This is a genomic window from Paenibacillus cisolokensis (assembly GCF_050481165.1).
GTDB lineage: Bacteria > Bacillota > Bacilli > Paenibacillales > Paenibacillaceae > Paenibacillus_AH > Paenibacillus_AH cisolokensis.
In genome coordinates this window covers 1-17,837 of sequence record NZ_JBCNFP010000045.1, presented here as the reverse complement: position 1 = coordinate 17,837, position 17,837 = coordinate 1, and the positions used below count along the sequence as shown (strand labels likewise).

Here is a 17,837-nt window from a genome sequence, read left to right as displayed (position 1 = left end):
TCGGCAATTCGGCTATTCGGCAAATCGGAACCGCGCCGACACGTCCGCTAATTCAAGGTGGGGGAGGGATGAAGGTGGCCAAATGGCTGGAAGGGCTGGAAGCGCTGGTGGGCGGCGGTCCGGGCGGCCCGAAACGGGTCCGGACGTTTCGCTGGCTGCTCGTCATCGGCGGCATCGGCGCGGCGCTCATGCTTCTGAGCTCGTTCCTGAATGTCAAGCAGGTGGAACCGGTGGCGGATCAGCCCCCTTCGGCCTCCGACGACGAAGCGGCATGGGCTGCGCGGAACGATGCCGAGACGCCGTTCGAAGCGATCGAGCGCCCGCTGGAAAATCGGATCAAGGAGATTCTGGAGAAAATCGTCGGGGTCGGAACGGTCGATGTGCTCGTCACGATCGATTCCACGGAGGAAGTGGTTTACGAAAAAAATGAAAATTTTTCGCAGCAGGTCACGGACGAAAACGACAAAAACGGGGGGCGCCGCCACATCACTTCGGTAACCCGGGACGGCCAGGTCGTCATTTACGAGGAATCCGGCGATCAGCAGCCGGTCGTGACGAAGAAGATCAAGCCGAAAATCCGGGGCATTCTGATCGTCGCCAGAGGAGCCGAAGATGCCACGGTACGCAGACTGATTCTGGATGCGGTGCAGAAAGGCATCCGCGTCCCGGTCAACAGCATTTCGGTCGTACCGAGAAAACAGCAGTGAGTTCGCAGAAACGGTTTTCGATATCGCCAAGGCAAAATGAAATGGGAGGGTGTTCAAATGAATTCGAAAAAGCAAACGGTCTGGCTTGTGTCGATGTTAAGCTTGATGGTCGTGCTGTCGGCGTATTATCTGTTTACGGAGGACGTCAAAACGCCTGATCTGCTGACGGACAATACGCAAACCGGGCAAAACGGCGACGCTGCCGAAGCCGGCGGCATTGTCGTCGACGAGGTCGGACGCGAGGGCGCCGCAGAGGACACCGGTACGGACGGGCTGAGCGATGCGGACCGGGAAGTGCTGGAGCGGCTCGACGCGCAGGGGATGATCGCAGGCAGCGTATTCGACGATATGCAGTACAAGCGGGAGCAAAACTTTATAACCCAATATGATAAACTGATGGCGACGATCAACGATTCGAAATCGAGCGACGACGAAGCGGCCGCCAAAGCGGCCGAAGAGCTTAACGAGCTCGAGGACAAATACGCGAAAATAACCGACATCGAAACGAACTTGCAGCAGCAGTACAATATGGCGGTCGTGACCGAAGAGAACGATCGTTACAAAGTCGTCGTGCAAAGCGAAAATCTGGACCGAAGCCAGGCAGTCGGCATCGTGGAGCTTGTCATGAACGAAATGGATGTCGAGCCGCACCAGATCACCGTGCAATATGTGCCCTAACCGCATCGCAGCTGCCGCTTGCGCGGCTTTCGACCTCTGCCCGGTCTTGCGCCGGGCAGAGTTTTTTTGCAGCCGCACCCGACAGCTTTTCCAAAAAATGATTCGTGTTCTTCCCGGATTATGATATAATACATTCGTTATGCTGCGGTATGCCTAAATATTTGGCCCGCGCAAATCGGGGCCGACCGCTTACCCTGCTGTTTTGCTTTGGATTATGGTAAGGAGTGAAGCTGCTCTATGTTCAAATTGAGTGAAATTAAAGAGTTGATAAAGCTGCTCGACCAAACCTCCGTTCAGGAGCTGGAAATTGAAAATGACGGCGCTCGCCTGCTCATCCGCAAGCCCGGCAAGACCGAGGTGGTGAACGTGCATACGCCGCAAATCGCGCCCGCTTACGCGGTTCCGGCGGCTCCTCAGGCCGCGCCGAGCGCGCCGGCAGCGCAGCCGGAACCGGCGAAGCCGGCCGATGCCGGCACCGGTTCCGACGCCGGACTGCACCGCATCGTTTCGCCGATGGTCGGGACGTTTTATCGCGCGCCGTCTCCGGACGCTCCGCCTTTCGTCAATGTCGGGGACCGCGTGACGGAGAAGACGGTCGTATGCATCCTCGAAGCGATGAAACTGATGAACGAGCTGGAAGCCGAAGTGCGCGGCGAAATCGTCGAGATTCTGGTAGAGAACGGACAGCTGGTAGAGTTCGGGCAACCTTTGTTCCTGGTTAAGCCCGAGTGACCGTCCGCCTTGCGGCGCGATTAACCCAGTTGAAAGGAGCTCCGACGTTGAAATTTCAAAAAATATTGATCGCCAACCGCGGGGAGATTGCAGTTCGCATCATTCGCGCCTGCCGCGAAATGGGCATCGCGACGGTGGCCGTCTATTCCGAAGCCGATCGCGAGTCGCTGCACGTCAGGCTTGCGGATGAAGCGTATTGCATCGGACCGACGGCATCGAAGGACAGTTACTTGAATTTGACCAACATTATGAGCGTCGCGACGCTGACCGGCTGCGACGCCATTCATCCCGGCTACGGCTTTTTGGCGGAGAACGCCGATTTTGCGGAAATTTGCGAGTCCTGCAATATCGCCTTTATCGGCCCTTCGCCGGAAGCGATCAGCAAGATGGGGGACAAGTCGGTTGCCAAGCAAACGATGAAAGAGGCCGACGTTCCGGTCATTCCGGGTTCCGACGGGCTTGTGGAAGACGTCGACGAAGCGGTTCGCATCGCCCGCGAGATCGGCTATCCGGTTATTATAAAGGCGACGGCCGGCGGCGGAGGCAAAGGCATCCGCATCGTCGAGAACGAGGAAGAGCTTATTCAGCAAATGACGGCCGCCCGGCAGGAAGCGGAGAAAGCTTTCGGCAACGCCGGGATTTATCTGGAGAAATATTTGACGGGCATGAAGCATGTGGAAGTACAAATTATGGCGGACAAGCACGGCAACGTCGTCCATCTGTTCGAGCGGGATTGCTCGATTCAGCGCCGGCGCCAGAAGCTTGTGGAGGAAGCGCCCTGCCCCGTTATGACTGACGGGTTGCGCGAGCGCATGGGGCAGGCTGCCGTCAGAGCCGCCAGAGCCGTCAATTATTCCGGGGCCGGAACGCTCGAGTTTTTGCTCGGTCCGGACGGAAACTTTTATTTCATGGAGATGAATACGCGCATTCAGGTCGAGCATCCGGTTACGGAAATGATTACGAACGTCGACCTGATCCGCGAGATGATCGCCGTCGCCGAAGGGCGCCCGCTGTCGTTCCGGCAGGAGGACATCGCCATTAACGGCTGGTCGATCGAATGCCGGATCAATGCGGAAGACCCGGACCGGAATTTCATGCCTTCCGCGGGCCAGATCCAGTTTTATTTGCCGCCTGGCGGGCCGGGAGTCCGGGTCGACAGCGGCGCTTATCCGGGATATGTCATTTCGCCGCATTACGATTCGATGATCGCCAAGCTGATCGTATGGGGGCCGACCCGCGAGGAAGCGATCGCCCGCATGAAACGGGCCTTGGGAGAGTTTGCCGTCGACGGCATCCGGACGACGATTCCTTTCCATATGAAGCTGATGAATCATCCGAAGTTCAGGGAAGGGCGCTTCGATATCAAGTTTCTCGAAGAGCACGATCTCGACGAGCTGCCTGACGAAGACGAAATCGTTCCGGATCGGTAAGCGCCGTTTGTCATATTTCTCACCAAATGTTATAGTATAAAAATAAGAAGCGGATAAGCCCTGGCCGCGAGCCGGGGCAAAATCGCGACTAGTGGGAGGTGTTTGCGAAGTGAGCACGATTTTAGCGGCGGATTACGAGAAAACGGACATCGGCAGCATTCAGATCGCCCCCGAAGTTATTGCGGTTATTGCAGGTTTAGCGACGATTGAAGTGGAAGGCGTTGCCGGGATGAGCGGAGGCCTGGCCGGCGGCATCGCGGAACTGCTCGGACGGAAAAATCTGTCCAAAGGGGTCAAAGTTGAAGTCGGCCAGCGCGAAGCGGCGGTAGACGTTTCCATTATCGTGGAATACGGGCAGCGGATACCGGAAATCGCTGCGGACATCCAGCGGAATGTCAAGCGCTCCATCGAGACGATGACCGGACTGAATGTCGTAGAAGTGAACGTACATATTCATGATGTTCATTTTAAGCCAGCTGACAAGCCGGAAGAAGAAGATTCCGCCCAACGGGTGAAATAACGATAGCATTCGCAAGTTCCCCCTCGTGATGGGCATGCCGCTCGGCGCAAGGGGGATTTTTATTCTGTTTGCCAGAGGAGGAGACGATTGAGTGGCCCAAATCTTGGACAGGCTCCTGCTTTTTTTATACAGTTTGGTTGTCGGCATGTTGGCTGCCGTACTGTTTGCCGCCGGAATCGGCTGGATTCCTGAAGCGGTCTCGGAACGTTTCGTCGATCAGTTATACACGCGCGGATGGCTGCAGCTGACCGTCGTGATCGCCGCCGCAGTAACTTTTATTGTAAGCTTCCGGCTGTTCTACGTATCGCTGCGCCGGAGCGGACCGACCGCTTCCTCGATCGACCAGCGGACCGAATACGGCGATATTCGCATTTCGCTCGAAACGGTGGAGAATATCGCGCTCAAAGCTGCCGCCCGGCATCGGGGCGTTAAAGATCTGAAAGCCCGCATCCGCTTTAACGAAGCGGGACTCGATATCGTGCTGCGGGCGGTCGTGGACGGCGAAACCCCGATTCCGGTGTTGACGGAAGATATGCAGAAAGCCGTTAAGGAGCATGTGGAAGAGGTGACCGGAATTCCGGTAGCCGGCGTCGGTGTCTTCGTGGCGAACGTCATCCAGTCGGGCGCGTTCAAAAGTCGCGTAGAATAGAGGTGATGGGCCCATGTGGAAGGAATGGTGGTCATCCGGCAGCGGACGCATCATCGGCGTCACGGCAGGGATCTTTTTCGGGTTTTTGTATTTGTTCGTAGGTTTTTGGGACATGCTGTTTTTTGCGCTGCTCGTCTTTATCGGATATGTTGTGGGCAAACAGAAGGATACGGACAGCGGACCGCTTCTTCCGTGGCGGCGGTTAAGCGAATGGGTCATGGACAGGTGGCGCCCGTTCAGATAATCCTGTGGTCTCCTCCGTACTCCGGACGCCGGAATGCCGGCATTTTTCGGGGCAGGGAGGAGATCATAGGTTTTTTTAGGGATGTCGTTCAGCAGCAAAAGATAAAGTAGAAGCGTCGTTCTATAGTCCTATAGCCCAGACGACGATCAGGAGGTTCCATGAAACGTAGGTTAGCACGCGAAATTGCGGTACAAAGCCTGTACCAGATGGAAATGAACGAAGTGTCCGGCGCGGAAGCGGTCGATATGCTTATGGAAGAAATGCGCGAAGAGAACGAGATCGGCGCGGATCCGGCGGAAGCGGACAAAACGGAAGCGTTCGCGCGGGAGCTTGTGGCCGGCGTGTTTGAGCGGAAAGCCGCGATTGACCGTCTTCTTCAGGAGGCGCTGACCGGCTGGCAAGTGGACAGGCTGTCCCGCGTCGACCGCCAGATTTTGAGGCTGGCATGTTATGAGATGGTGTTCCGCGACGATGTTCCGCCCAAGGCGGCGATCAACGAGGCGATCGAACTGGCCAAACATTTCGGAACGGACGAGTCGGGGAAATTCGTCAACGGCGTGCTTGGCCGATTGATCCAAAGCTTGGACCGTTATCGGAACGAACGATAGCCAAAGGCTTATTCGCCCGCAGCGGATTGCGGAAGGCAAGGAAAGGAGAAAATGAAAATGAGCGCGCAGCGTATTGATGGGAAACAAATCTCGGAAAGTATACGGAAGGAACTCGCCCGTGAGGCCGAACAGCTGAAATCGCAAGGCATCGTGCCGGGCCTCGCGGTCGTGCTGGTCGGCGAAGATCCGGCATCGAAAGTGTATGTCGGCAGCAAAGAGAAGGCATGCCACCAGCTCGGCTTCTATTCGGAAGTTCATCGGCTGCCCGAATCGACCACGCAGGAGGAGCTGCTGGCGCTGATCGACCGGCTCAATGCGCAGCCGACGGTTCACGGCATATTGGTGCAGCTGCCGTTGCCGCGCCATATTGACGAGAAGGCGGTCATTGACGCGATTGCGCCCGAGAAGGATGTGGACGGCTTCCATCCGATCAGCGTCGGCAATCTTGTCATCGGCGACGACAGCCTGCTGCCGTGCACGCCCGCCGGCGTAATCGAGCTGATCAAGCGCAGCGGCGTCGAAATTGCCGGGAAGCACGCGGTCGTTATCGGCCGCAGCAACATTGTCGGCAAGCCGGTCGCCATGCTTCTGCTCCGCGAAAATGCGACCGTAACGATCTGTCATTCGCGGACGGCCGATTTGCCGGCGATTGCGCGGCAGGCCGATATTCTCGTCGTGGCGATCGGACGCCCGAAGGCGATTCGGAGAGATTGCGTCAAGCCGGGCGCCGTCGTCATCGACGTCGGCGTGAACCGGCTCCCGGACGGCAAGCTGGCCGGCGATGTCGATTACGACGATTGTCTCGACGTCGCCGGGGCCATAACGCCCGTACCCGGAGGCGTGGGACCGATGACGATTACGATGCTGATGAAAAATACGCTCGAAGCGGCCAAGCGGATCGGCCGGTAGCGGCGTCCGGAAATGGAGGGAGTGACGCCGATGGCGGAGCAGCCCCGCATCTATTCCATCAAGGAAATCAACCGCTATATCGGAATGAAGCTGGAGTCCGACAATTTGCTGAACGATGTCTGGCTAAGGGGCGAAATTTCGAATTTCACCCACCATTCCAGCGGACATATGTATTTTACGCTAAAGGACAAGGACAGCCGGCTGAAATGCATCATGTTCGCCTCTCACAACAGACGGCTGCCGTTTATTCCCCGCGAAGGGACGAAAGTTATCGCGCGCGGCAACGTGTCGGTGTATGAGCGCGACGGCACTTATCAATTTTATGCGACCCAGATGCAGCCCGACGGCATCGGCAGCCTGTATCTGGCCTTCGAGCAGCTGAAGAAGCGGCTCGAAGCGGAAGGATTGTTTCACCCGTCGCGGAAGCGTCCGATTCCCCGTTTTCCGAAGGCGGTCGGCGTCATCACGTCGGCCACCGGGGCGGCCGTCCGGGACATTCTGATTACGCTCGGACGCAGGCATCCGTCGGTGCCGGTCGTCCTGTATCCGGCGATCGTACAGGGCCGCCAGGCGGCGCCGGACATCGTCCGCGCGATCGAAACGATGAACCGCTACGGCGAAGTGGACGTACTGATCGTAGGGCGCGGCGGCGGATCGCTCGAAGAGCTGTGGGCGTTCAATGAGGAATCGGTCGCCCGCAGCATCGCCGCTTCGAAAATTCCGGTCATTTCCGCCGTCGGACATGAGACCGATTTCACCATCGCCGACTTCGTCGCGGATCTCCGCGCGCCGACGCCGACCGCCGCCGCGGAGCTGGCCGTTCCTCATGTGGAAGAACTGAAGGCACAGCTCGAGCAGCTCCGACAGCGATTGCGGCAGGCGCTTAGGATGTCGCTGCGGAGCAAGCGGGAAAGACTGCTGCGGGTGAGACGATCGCCGTTCTTCCTTCATCCGCGCAAATATTTGCTGGAGCAAGCGGAACGGCTCGACCGTCTGACGGACAAGCTGACGCTGCGTACGACGCGTCTTGTCGAACGGCAACGCGAGCGGCTTACCCGGCTGGAGACCGCGCTCGCTGTCCGCCATCCCGGCCAGCGGGCGGCGCTTGCGGCGAGCCGGCGGACGGAGATGTCGAGAAGGCTGGAGCAGGCGATGCAAGCGCTGCTGCGCAGCAAGCGGGTGCAGCTGGCCGGAACGGTCCGGCACCTGGACGCTCTCAGTCCTCTGAAGGTGATGTCCCGCGGATACAGCCTCGTCTACGACGAGCGGGAGCGAACGCTGATCAAATCGATCCGCCAGGTTCAGCCGGGCGATATGGTGAAGGTGAAGCTTGCCGACGGTCATTTGGACTGCCATGTATGGGGAATGGGAGGAGAGTTGCCGGATGGAGACGGAGAACAATAAAGGGCAAGAACTGACATTCGAACAAGCGATGGAGCGGCTCGAAGCGATTGTGGAGCGTCTGGAAAATGGCGACGTTCCGCTCGAGACCGCCATCGATTTGTTTCAGGAAGGAATGCGGCTTTCGCAGCTGTGCGGAGGCAAGCTGGAGCAGGTCGAGCGTAAGATCGAAATGTTGATTGAAACGGAGCAAGGTTTCGTCAAGAAGCCGTTCGTTCCGGTGAATGATGACAAAGGGGATTGAAAGGTTGAAGGAGCAGCATAAACCGTTGCAGCAATATTTGGCGGAACAGGCTGGACGCATTGAAGATGCGCTGAAAACGGCGATTCCGGCAAATTGGGACGTACCGGACAAACTGAAAGACGCGATGATGTATTCGATCGAAGCCGGAGGCAAGCGGTTGCGTCCGGTTTTGGTATTGGCGGCGGCCGAAGCGGTGAAAGGCGATGCGCAAGCTTCGGCGTACGCGCTGCCTGTTGCCTGCGCGGTCGAAATGGTCCATACTTATTCGCTCGTTCATGACGATTTGCCGGCGATGGATAACGACGATTACCGCCGCGGCAAGCTGACCAATCATAAAGTATTCGGGGAAGCGATGGCCATTCTGGCCGGCGACGGCTTGCTGACGCACGCTTTTTACGTAGCGGCTCAGGCGACACGCCAGCATGGCGTACCGGCGGAAACGACGCTCGCCGTTATCGAAGATTTGGCCCGGCTGGCCGGCTTACCCGGCATGGTCGGCGGTCAGGCCGCAGACGTTCTGGGCGAGCAGGGCGTCACGTCGGCGGAGGAACTCCGAAGCATCCATCTGCGCAAAACGAGCGCGCTGATCTCGTTCTCGCTTGTCGCCGGAGGCAGAATCGGCGGCGCGGACGATAGGCAGCTCGACGCTCTTTCCCTGTTCGGGCGCAACATCGGACTTGCCTTCCAGATTCAGGACGATATTCTCGATCTGATCGGCGATGAGCAGAAGCTGGGGAAAAAAGTGCAGAGTGACCTCAGGCAGAACAAGGTGACGTACCCGTACTTGCTCGGCATGGATGAAAGCCGCAAGGAAATGGCCCGGCTGACCGCGGAAGCGAAGGAAGCGCTGGCCCGGGCCGGACTGGCCGATCCCGGACGTCTGCTGGAAATTGCCGATTATTTGATGGGACGCGACCGGTAAGCAAGACGCGGGCCGAAAAAATACGGACGTTTGGGATACGCTGCATGCGTATGATATAATATGGGAAGTATTTTAGACGTAATGGACGGCGGCCAGCCGCGGTCACGAAAGCGAGGAAGGTAATGTGCTGCTTGATAGGATCAACGAACCTCAAGACCTGAAAGCCTTGTCTGTAGCCGAACTGGAACAGCTAGCCGGTGAGATCCGTCATTTCCTCATTGAGAAGCTTTCCGTTACGGGCGGCCATCTGGCTCCTAACCTTGGCGTTGTGGAACTGACCTTAGCCTTGCATTATTTGTATGACAGCCCGACGGACAAATTGATATTCGATGTCGGGCACCAATCTTACGTGCATAAAATTTTGACCGGACGCAAGGATAAATTCAATACGCTGCGCCAGTACAAAGGGTTGTGCGGCTTTGTCAAACGGGCCGAAAGCGAGCATGATGTCTGGGAAGCGGGGCATAGCAGCACATCGTTGTCGGCCGCCATGGGGATGGCGATGGCCCGCGATTTGAAAGGCGACAAGAACAAGGTCATAGCGGTCATCGGCGACGGCGCCCTGACCGGAGGAATGGCGCTGGAGGCGCTGAACCATATCGGCCACGAGAAGCCGAACCTGATCGTGATTTTGAACGATAACGAGATGTCGATCGCGCCGAATGTCGGGGCCCTGCACCATTATTTGAGCAGGATCCGGACCGACCGCCATTATCAGAAGGCGAAGGATGAGCTGCAAAATCTGCTGAACAAAATTCCGGCGATCGGCGGCAAGCTGGCGAAGACGGCGGAACGGTTCAAAGACAGCCTGAAATATTTGCTCGTCAGCGGCATTTTGTTCGAGCAATTGGGGCTGACGTATTTCGGACCGGTCGACGGTCACGACGTCGAACAATTGATCGACATCCTCAAGCAGGCCGGATCGATTCAGGGTCCCGTGCTCATTCATGTCGTCACCGTCAAAGGCAAAGGCTATTCGCCGGCCGAAGCCGATTCCTTCAAGTGGCACGGGATTACGCCGTACAAGATCGAATCGGGCCAGGTGCTGAAGGCGGTCGGACCGCCGATGTATACGGAAGTGTTCGGGCAGACGCTGATCGAGCTGGCGGAGCGGGACGATCGAATCGTGGCGATAACGCCGGCCATGCCGGGCGGATCGGGGCTGCTCGAATTTGCCAAACGGTTCCCCGGACGCATGATCGACGTCGGCATTGCGGAACAGCATGCGGCCACGATGTCCGCCGCGCTGGCGATGGAAGGGATGAAGCCGGTTTTCGCCGTCTATTCCACATTCCTTCAACGGGCTTACGACCAGGTGGTGCACGATATTTGCCGGCAAAATCTGAACGTCATTTTCGCCATCGACCGAGCCGGCTTCGTCGGTCCGGACGGAGAGACGCATCAGGGCGTTTACGATATCGCCTTTCTCCGCCATATTCCGAATATGGTGCTGATGATGCCGAAGGACGAGAACGAGCTGCGCAACATGATGAAGACAGCTGTCGAATATAACGACGGCCCGATCGCGATCCGGTATCCGCGGATCAACGCCGTCGGCGTGCCGGTGGAACCGGAGATGCGGACAATACCGATCGGCACGTGGGAGACGGTCCGCGAAGGCGATTCGGCGGTCATCGTCGCCATCGGACCGATGATTGCGGTCGCCGAGGAAGCGGCGGATCTGCTGAAGCGCGAAGGATTGAATGTGCGAATCGTCAATGCGCGGTTCATCAAACCGCTGGACGGCAAGATGCTGATGCGGTTGGCGGACGAAGGATTGCCGATCGTCGTCATGGAAGAAAGCTCGGAGCTTGGCGGCCTCGGCAGCGCGATTATGGAGTATTATGCGCTTCAGGGAAGGGACGGCGTGACGATTCGTCTTATGGGCGTTCCCGATCGCTTCATCGAGCACGGTTCCATCAAGGAGCAGCGCATTGAGGCGGGATTGACGGCCGAACGCTGCGCGGCGACGGTGGCCGGCATGCTTCGCCAGGGCCGGAAGTGGGCGACCGGGCAGCGATGAGCGCAGCGAAAGAACGGATTGACGTGCTCCTTGTGGAGCGCGGTTATTACGAAAGCCGGGAGAAGGCGAAAGCGGCGCTGATGGCGGGGCTCGTGCTCGTAAATGGCGAACGGGTCGAGAAGGGCGGGACGAAGGTGCCGCGATCGGCCGCCATTCAGGTGAAAGGGGCGCCGCATCCTTATGTCAGCCGCGGCGGTCTCAAGCTGGAGAAAGCGATCCGGACATTCGGCATATCGCTGGCGGGACGCGTCATGATCGACATCGGCGCGTCGACCGGCGGCTTTACCGACTGCGCCCTGCAGCACGGGGCCGCGCTCGTATATGCCGTCGATGTCGGCTACAACCAGCTTGACTGGTCGCTTCGGCAGCATCCGCAAGTGCGCGTCATGGAGCGGACCAATTTCCGTTATATGCAGCCGGGCGATCTGGACGGTCCCGCCCCGGACGCCGCTTCCATAGACGTTTCGTTTATATCGTTGAAGCTGATTTTACCGGCATTGGCCGGATTGATTAAGCCTGGGGGAACCGTAGTCGCGCTAATTAAACCGCAATTCGAAGCCGGACGGGAAAAAGTCGGGAAGCAGGGCGTAGTGCGCGATCCTGCCGTGCATGAGGAAGTGATTGCGGGCGTCGCCGAATTCGCGGCGGAGAAGGGATTCGCCCTCCGCGGACTTACCTATTCGCCCATTACGGGAGGCGAGGGCAATATCGAGTTTCTCGCGTACTGGACATTCGAGGGCGAGCCGCAAAGCTTGCCCGTTACGGCGAATGAAATCCGTTCGCTTGTCAGCGAAGCGGCGCATGCGTTCAGTCCGGGCAAATCGACAGGTTAAAATATTTACGATTATCCGCTGCATGGCCTCCGAGGAGGGGACAGGGCAGCTTTTCTTTTTGTATGGTTAAACTTGGACGAGTACTTTACAGGACGATTCCGTTTTGTTAAACTGAAGGAAACCAAACAAGCGTTCGCCTTTTTGCGATGTTTCGATGAGAGAAACGCCGGCTTTCCAGGCGGAGCGAAGACGTTCGCGTATGAAGCGTTCGCTTATGAAAAAAAGGAGATTGTCTCCCGCTTCTCGAACCTAATAGGCAGAAGCCTTTCAGGGAGGGGTTCGGATGGGAGTGTACGGAGACTGGATTGTGATGGTGCTTGCCGGCGGTCTGATCGCGATCTGGATTTACCGCGGCTTGTATCGATGGCTCCATTCGCCGCCCGCCGCCAGAAGACTGGTGCTGGGGGAAGGCGCCGAGATCCTCGCGGACGACGAGAACGTACAGCTGCTGGAGCGGCACGGTTATCAGGTCATCTCCGGGAAGCACCGCGTTCCGTTGCATATCGAAGTCGACGGGGCGCCGATGGAAAGCCGGCTTTACATTGATTATATAGCCGAGCAGGACGGCAAGACTTATATTGTCAAGACGGCGCGCGACCGGATGCCGATCGACTGGACCGGAAGCGGTTTGCGGGATCGCCTGCTCGTCTATGCGCTGCTTTTGCCGGAATGCGAAGGCGTTTTATATACCGATGCGAAGGAAGGTACGGTCAGAGTTGTAACGTTCGCATGGAACGAATAATGTCGGAACGGGAGGGTGTCATGAAAGGACTAAGGCAAATTAAAATAAGGGAAATTATTACGAATCAGGAGATCGAGACACAGGACGAGCTTGTCGAAGCGCTGCGCGAGTCAGGGCTTCAAGTGACGCAAGCGACCGTTTCGAGAGATATTAAGGAGATGCAACTGATTAAAGTTCCGGCCGGAGACGGGAAGTACAAATATTCGCTACCGCAGGAACAAAAATTCCATCCTGTGCACAAGCTGCGCAGGGCGCTGCTGGATCATTTCGTTCATATCGATAAGACAGACAATCTGATCGTGATGAAATGTTTGCCCGGGACGGCCAACGCCATCGGCGTTCTGATCGACAGCATGGAGTGGCCCGAAGTGATGGGCACGATTTGCGGCGACGATACGATACTGATTATATGCCGTTCCGGGGAACACAGCACAACGATTGTCGACCGGATGCTCGGTCTGCTCAATCCGTAAAAGTTAACCGGCAAGCTTGCAAAAGGGGAGGAAAACCGATTATGTTGCGCGAATTGTCGATACGGAATCTTGCGGTCATTGAAAACGTTAACGTTTCGTTTCGCAACGGTTTTCATGTCATGACCGGCGAGACGGGAGCCGGGAAATCGATGCTGATCGATGCGCTGTCGCTTGTCGCAGGGGGACGCGGCGGCGCGGATATCGTTCGTCACGGTTGTGACAAGGCGGTCATCGAATGTCAGTTTGACATGCCCGAAGGCCATCCCGTATGGGAAACGATGCGTCATTTCGGGCTCGACGCTTCCCCTGAAGAGCCGATCGTCATTCGCCGGGAAATTACCGTCCACGGCAAAAGCGCATGCCGGGTGAACGGTCAGCTGGTCAATCTCTCCATGCTGAAGGAGATCGGGGAATATCTTATCAATATACACGGCCAGCATGAATATCAATCGCTGCTAAAGACGGAGCGGCATCTGGAATGGCTCGACCTGTACGGCGGCAAGAAGCTTGCGGCTCAGAAGCAGGCTTACCGCAACGTTTATCAACAATACGTCGGCGTGCGCGCCGCCTTGAAGCAATTGGAAGCATCGACTCGGCAAAATATGCGCATGATGGACTTATACCGATTCCAAATCGAGGAGATCGAAACCGCCAAACCGGTCGTCGGAGAAGATGAAAGTCTGGCTGAAGAAAAGCGGAAGCTCGCGCATGCGGAGAAGCGGAAACTCAGCGCGGAAGCGGCGTATGATGCCATCATGTCCGGTGGGCTTGACGCGATCGGCGATGCGATTGCCAAGCTGGAATCGATCCGCACTTATGATCCCAATATCGTCGGTCCGCTGCTCGATCAGCTCCAGACCGCTTATTATCAGGCGGAAGACGCTGCATTCCAATTGCGGGATTACAAAGACGGCATCGAGTCGGACGCCGAGCGTCTCGCTTACATCGATGACAGACTCAATCTGATATCCGGCTTGAAACGAAAATACGGCGATTCGATACCGGACATCCTGGCTTACCTGGATAAAATTCGAAACGAACTGGATCAAATTGAAAACCGGGAAGAGCATTTGGACAAGCTTGTCAAGCAGGAAGCGATGCTTTATGAAGAAGCCGTCAAGCTCGGACGTAAGCTGAGCGAGATGCGCTCGGCCGCGGCCGACAAGCTCTCTTCCGCGGTCGAACAAGAGCTCAAGCAGCTGCAGATGGGCAAAACGATGTTTGTGGCGAAGCTCGAGCAGACGGTATCGGACGAAGGTCCGCAGCTCGGGCCGAATGGGCTGGACGAAGCGGTGTTTCTCATTGCGCCGAATCCGGGGCAACCGCTCAAACCGCTGAACAAAATCGCTTCCGGCGGGGAGATGTCCCGCATTATGCTGGCATTGAAGAGCATCTTCGCAGAGATCGACCGCGTGCCGGTGCTCGTTTTCGACGAGGTCGATACAGGCGTTAGCGGGCGCGCCGCACAAGCGATCGCGGAGAAAATGTCCGCGCTCGCGGACCGTTGCCAAGTGTTTGCCATTACCCATTTGCCGCAGGTCGCCTGTATGGCCGACCACCATTACGAAATCATCAAGACGATGACAGGCGGACAGACGTCCACCTCCGTGCGCCCATTGGCCGGACAGACAAGGGTGGAAGAGCTGGCCCGGATGCTGGGCGGCGTGGAAGTAACCGAAAAAACAAGGCATCACGCACAGGAAATGCTTGATCTGGCGCATCGGCAAAAAGGAGCGTAATCGTAGGCATTAAGGGAATGTTTTTGCCGTCATAAAACGTGGGACGAGGGGTACCTTATAGGTACGCCATTGGCGAATAAAGCTTTATCGTCAAGCGAATGGAGGCAGAGGAGCGTGAATTGAATTGAACTCCAATCGTCGGAAACGATGGATGGGTCTTATTCTCGTTCTCTTCGTATGTATGATCGGCACCTCGTCCCCCGTACAGCATTTCGCCGCCTTTCCGGACGAAATCCGTCTGTTTACCGGCCAGATGAAACGTTTGGATTATGGTGTCCCTGTACATGCCGAAGTGACCGCCGATACCGAAACGCTGCGGATTAACGGCAAGTCCGGCAAGCAATCCGTCAATCTGAACGAGCCGTTGTCCGTTCAATCCGACAGCAGCGGCGAAGCCAGATTAAAGTTGAAATTATTTGGTAAAATTCCGTTCAAAACCGTGAAGGTCAATGTCGTCCCCGATTTGCGCATCATTCCCGGCGGGCAGACGATCGGTGTCAAAGTGAAATCGGCTGGAATTCTCGTCGTTGGCCATCATCAGGTTCGAACCGGCAATGCCAAAGTATCACCCGGAGAAGACGCCGGAATCAAGTTGGGGGATTTAATCGTCAAAATTAACGGCGCGAATATCCGGGACGTCCATAAGGTCGCCAAGCTGGTGGAAAAGGCGGGACAATCCAGGCATCCGCTAAAAGTAACGTACAAACGCGGCGGCCGTCTGCTCGAGACGGAGATTCGTCCGGCTTACGATACGGATGATCAGGCCTGGAGACTCGGTCTATACATCCGGGATTCTGCGGCGGGAGTCGGCACGCTGACTTTTTATGCGCCCGATCAAGGCGTGTACGGTGCTCTTGGCCATGTCATTACGGACATGGACACGCAAACCCCGATCGAATTAGGGGACGGACAAATTTTGCAATCCCAGGTAACTTCGATCAATAAGAGCCAAAATGGCGAACCGGGCGAGAAGCGGGCAACGATTATTAAGGAAGGCAAAGTGCTCGGCAGCATCGAACGGAATACGCCATTCGGAATTTTCGGCAAAATGAAGGAGCTGCCTTCCCACAGCTATTCCAACAAGCCGGTACCGGTCGCCTTTGCGGAAGAGGTTCAGGAAGGGCCGGCCGAAATTTTAACGGTTGTCAATGGCCAAAAGGTCGAGCGGTTTGATATTGAAATTGTACATGTAAGCAAACAAACGTCCCCGGCAACCAAAGGCATGGTCATCAAAATGACGGACAAACGATTGCTCGATAAAACCGGAGGCATCGTTCAGGGAATGTCCGGCAGCCCGATATTGCAAAACGGAAAAATGGTCGGAGCCGTTACCCATGTGTTCGTCAACGACCCGGCTTCGGGCTACGGTTGCTTCATCGAATGGATGCTTCAGGATGCAGGTATTCTGCTCAAATCCCCGAGCAAAAATCTTAAGGCGGCTTAATGCCCCTTAGGATTTTTGCCCCACGTTTTTTGTCGAATGATCCCGGAAAAGATCGGGTAGTGTAATAAATTATTAATTATAGATCATTATCCAAAAAAAATCTATAAAAAAATTTTTCGACAGAAGGAAATCCACGATCAGATGTCGAATCACAATATTCATGCAACTCAACAAGGGAAGGCGATGAAGGAACTAATCTTTTTTATTAAGGGAGGACCATGACATTGCAAAGAATCGAAGTATTGTTGGCCGACGACAACCGAGAATTCACAAATCTTTTGAGCGAGTACATCTCGGAACAGCACGATATGGTGGTAACTGGTGTAGCTTATAACGGAGAAGAAGTGCTTCGGGCGCTTGAAGAGTCCCCAAAGGCGCCTGATGTTTTGATATTGGACATCATTATGCCGCATCTTGACGGTTTGGGCGTATTGGAGCGTCTTCGTGACATGAATTTGAAGCCCGCGCCGAAAATTATTATGTTGACGGCTTTCGGACAAGAAAACATTACCCAAAAGGCTGTTCAACTTGGTGCCTCTTACTACATACTGAAGCCGTTCGACATGGAAATTTTAGCTAACCGCATCCGTCAACTGGTAGGCAATTCCGCCGTCGTGTCGCCGAATACTTACTCCAGCGTCGTGTCGACCAAATCGAATGTCGTTCCGCTTGCCAAAGGCAAAAACCTGGATGCCAACATTACGAGCATCATTCATGAAATCGGCGTTCCTGCACATATTAAAGGATATCAATATTTGCGCGAAGCGATTACGATGGTGTACAACAATATTGAAATCCTCGGCGCGATTACGAAAACGCTGTATCCCGCTATCGCCGAGAAATTCAAGACGACGCCGTCACGGGTCGAGCGTGCAATTCGGCACGCGATCGAAGTTGCCTGGACGCGCGGCAACATCGACAGCATCAGCCACCTGTTCGGTTATACGATCAACATCAGCAAGTCGAAGCCGACCAACAGCGAATTCATCGCGATGGTCGCCGACAAGCTGCGGATCGAGCATAAGGTGAGCTGAGACATTCCGCGCCGGGCTTTGGCCGGCAAGGGCTTGTCTAATACGACGCCGCCGTTTTCGTCATCCTGACGATCGGCGGTTTTTCATTCCTTTCAGGCAGAAACCGCAGTCTCCGGGACTGCGGTTTCGATTCCCTATAAAGCATCGGGACGCGAGGGACGCGATTTTTTCCGGCGAAACCGGGGGGCCACATAATTCCGCTTGCGGTCGCGGAAAAAAATCCAGCCGCCGATGAAACCGATGCCAAGAAAGAACAGGACAAAGCCGAGCAGAAACGGGAGCCAATCGAATGCCGGCTGTATCGAATCGTTCCCGAACTGGGAGAAGTAATGAAATACGGCATTTTTCATTTTTAGAAAGCCGTAACAGGCGGCGATTCCGGGAATAACGAGCAGCAATACAGCGATAAATCGCGAGATTACCATTTTCATGGCCGGACTCTCTCCTTGTTAACATGGCAAAATTAAAAAAACATCATTACTTTACTCAACTTTCGCACCTAGAA

Annotated in this window: 20 protein-coding genes; 19 read left to right on the top strand and 1 reads right to left on the bottom strand. The window is 56.0% G+C overall.

Features of this window, described 5'->3' with window-relative positions; genetic code table 11:
* The first annotated feature begins 74 nt into the window (after positions 1-74).
* The 19 genes from spoIIIAG (at position 75) to spo0A (ending at position 17,332) form a co-directional block, all read left to right on the top strand.
* Positions 75-707, top strand: a complete 633-nt coding sequence (gene spoIIIAG, locus ABEV74_RS08160; protein ID WP_430145013.1) for a stage III sporulation protein AG — start codon at positions 75-77, stop codon at positions 705-707.
* A gap of 57 nt (positions 708-764) precedes the next feature.
* Entirely contained in the window at positions 765-1,385 is a 621-nt protein-coding gene (locus ABEV74_RS08155) for a SpoIIIAH-like family protein (protein ID WP_062493311.1), read from the top strand.
* Positions 1,386-1,622: 237 nt separating this feature from the next.
* Positions 1,623-2,117, top strand: coding sequence for an acetyl-CoA carboxylase biotin carboxyl carrier protein (gene accB / locus ABEV74_RS08150; protein ID WP_062493310.1), 495 nt, complete (start codon positions 1,623-1,625; stop codon positions 2,115-2,117).
* Between the two features lie 47 nt (positions 2,118-2,164).
* A complete protein-coding gene (gene accC / locus ABEV74_RS08145) occupies positions 2,165-3,547 on the top strand; it encodes an acetyl-CoA carboxylase biotin carboxylase subunit (RefSeq protein WP_430145009.1) in 1,383 nt (460 codons plus the stop codon).
* Positions 3,548-3,656: 109 nt separating this feature from the next.
* On the top strand, positions 3,657-4,067 hold the full coding sequence (locus tag ABEV74_RS08140) for an Asp23/Gls24 family envelope stress response protein (RefSeq protein ID WP_062493308.1): 411 nt from the start codon (positions 3,657-3,659) through the stop codon (positions 4,065-4,067).
* 91 nt (positions 4,068-4,158) lie between these two features.
* A complete protein-coding gene (gene amaP, locus ABEV74_RS08135; protein ID WP_062493307.1) occupies positions 4,159-4,716 on the top strand; it encodes an alkaline shock response membrane anchor protein AmaP in 558 nt (185 codons plus the stop codon).
* A 13-nt stretch (positions 4,717-4,729) separates the two neighbouring features.
* Entirely contained in the window at positions 4,730-4,960 is a 231-nt protein-coding gene (locus tag ABEV74_RS08130) for a DUF2273 domain-containing protein (RefSeq protein ID WP_062493306.1), read from the top strand.
* Positions 4,961-5,118: 158 nt separating this feature from the next.
* The gene (gene nusB / locus ABEV74_RS08125) at positions 5,119-5,568 is read left to right on the top strand and encodes a transcription antitermination factor NusB (protein ID WP_062493305.1); all 450 of its coding nucleotides are present in this window, start codon (positions 5,119-5,121) and stop codon (positions 5,566-5,568) included.
* A gap of 57 nt (positions 5,569-5,625) precedes the next feature.
* Complete coding sequence (folD, locus tag ABEV74_RS08120; RefSeq protein ID WP_213530448.1) at positions 5,626-6,477, top strand: bifunctional methylenetetrahydrofolate dehydrogenase/methenyltetrahydrofolate cyclohydrolase FolD; 852 nt, start codon at positions 5,626-5,628, stop codon at positions 6,475-6,477.
* Positions 6,478-6,507: 30 nt separating this feature from the next.
* The gene (xseA, locus tag ABEV74_RS08115) at positions 6,508-7,881 is read left to right on the top strand and encodes an exodeoxyribonuclease VII large subunit (protein WP_430145005.1); all 1,374 of its coding nucleotides are present in this window, start codon (positions 6,508-6,510) and stop codon (positions 7,879-7,881) included.
* Positions 7,862-8,122 (top strand): exodeoxyribonuclease VII small subunit, encoded by a 261-nt coding sequence (gene xseB, locus ABEV74_RS08110; RefSeq protein WP_062493303.1) that lies wholly within the window; start codon positions 7,862-7,864, stop codon positions 8,120-8,122. The genes xseA and xseB overlap by 20 nt, the downstream gene beginning before the upstream one ends.
* Entirely contained in the window at positions 8,106-9,044 is a 939-nt protein-coding gene (locus ABEV74_RS08105) for a polyprenyl synthetase family protein (RefSeq protein WP_062493302.1), read from the top strand. Before xseB ends, ABEV74_RS08105 begins: the two co-directional genes overlap by 17 nt.
* 124 nt (positions 9,045-9,168) lie before the next feature.
* Positions 9,169-11,067, top strand: coding sequence for a 1-deoxy-D-xylulose-5-phosphate synthase (gene dxs, locus ABEV74_RS08100; RefSeq protein ID WP_062493301.1), 1,899 nt, complete (start codon positions 9,169-9,171; stop codon positions 11,065-11,067).
* Positions 11,064-11,900 carry a TlyA family RNA methyltransferase gene (locus tag ABEV74_RS08095; protein WP_430145001.1) on the top strand — a complete coding sequence of 279 codons (837 nt, stop codon included), beginning with the start codon at positions 11,064-11,066 and terminating at the stop codon, positions 11,898-11,900. The genes dxs and ABEV74_RS08095 overlap by 4 nt, the downstream gene beginning before the upstream one ends.
* 283 nt (positions 11,901-12,183) lie before the next feature.
* Positions 12,184-12,642, top strand: a complete 459-nt coding sequence (locus tag ABEV74_RS08090; RefSeq protein WP_430144998.1) for a hypothetical protein — start codon at positions 12,184-12,186, stop codon at positions 12,640-12,642.
* A 20-nt stretch (positions 12,643-12,662) separates the two neighbouring features.
* Entirely contained in the window at positions 12,663-13,115 is a 453-nt protein-coding gene (ahrC, locus tag ABEV74_RS08085) for a transcriptional regulator AhrC/ArgR (RefSeq protein ID WP_430144995.1), read from the top strand.
* A gap of 41 nt (positions 13,116-13,156) precedes the next feature.
* Positions 13,157-14,854, top strand: a complete 1,698-nt coding sequence (gene recN / locus ABEV74_RS08080) for a DNA repair protein RecN (protein WP_430144992.1) — start codon at positions 13,157-13,159, stop codon at positions 14,852-14,854.
* 124 nt (positions 14,855-14,978) lie between these two features.
* Positions 14,979-16,298, top strand: coding sequence for a SpoIVB peptidase (spoIVB, locus tag ABEV74_RS08075; protein ID WP_430144989.1), 1,320 nt, complete (start codon positions 14,979-14,981; stop codon positions 16,296-16,298).
* Positions 16,299-16,522: 224 nt separating this feature from the next.
* A complete protein-coding gene (gene spo0A, locus ABEV74_RS08070; protein WP_062493294.1) occupies positions 16,523-17,332 on the top strand; it encodes a sporulation transcription factor Spo0A in 810 nt (269 codons plus the stop codon).
* Positions 17,333-17,466: 134 nt separating this feature from the next.
* Here the strand turns inward: spo0A and ABEV74_RS08065 are convergent, their stop codons facing one another.
* A complete protein-coding gene (locus tag ABEV74_RS08065) occupies positions 17,467-17,763 on the bottom strand; it encodes a DUF2627 domain-containing protein (protein ID WP_062493293.1) in 297 nt (98 codons plus the stop codon).
* Between the last annotated feature and the right edge of the window lie 74 nt (positions 17,764-17,837).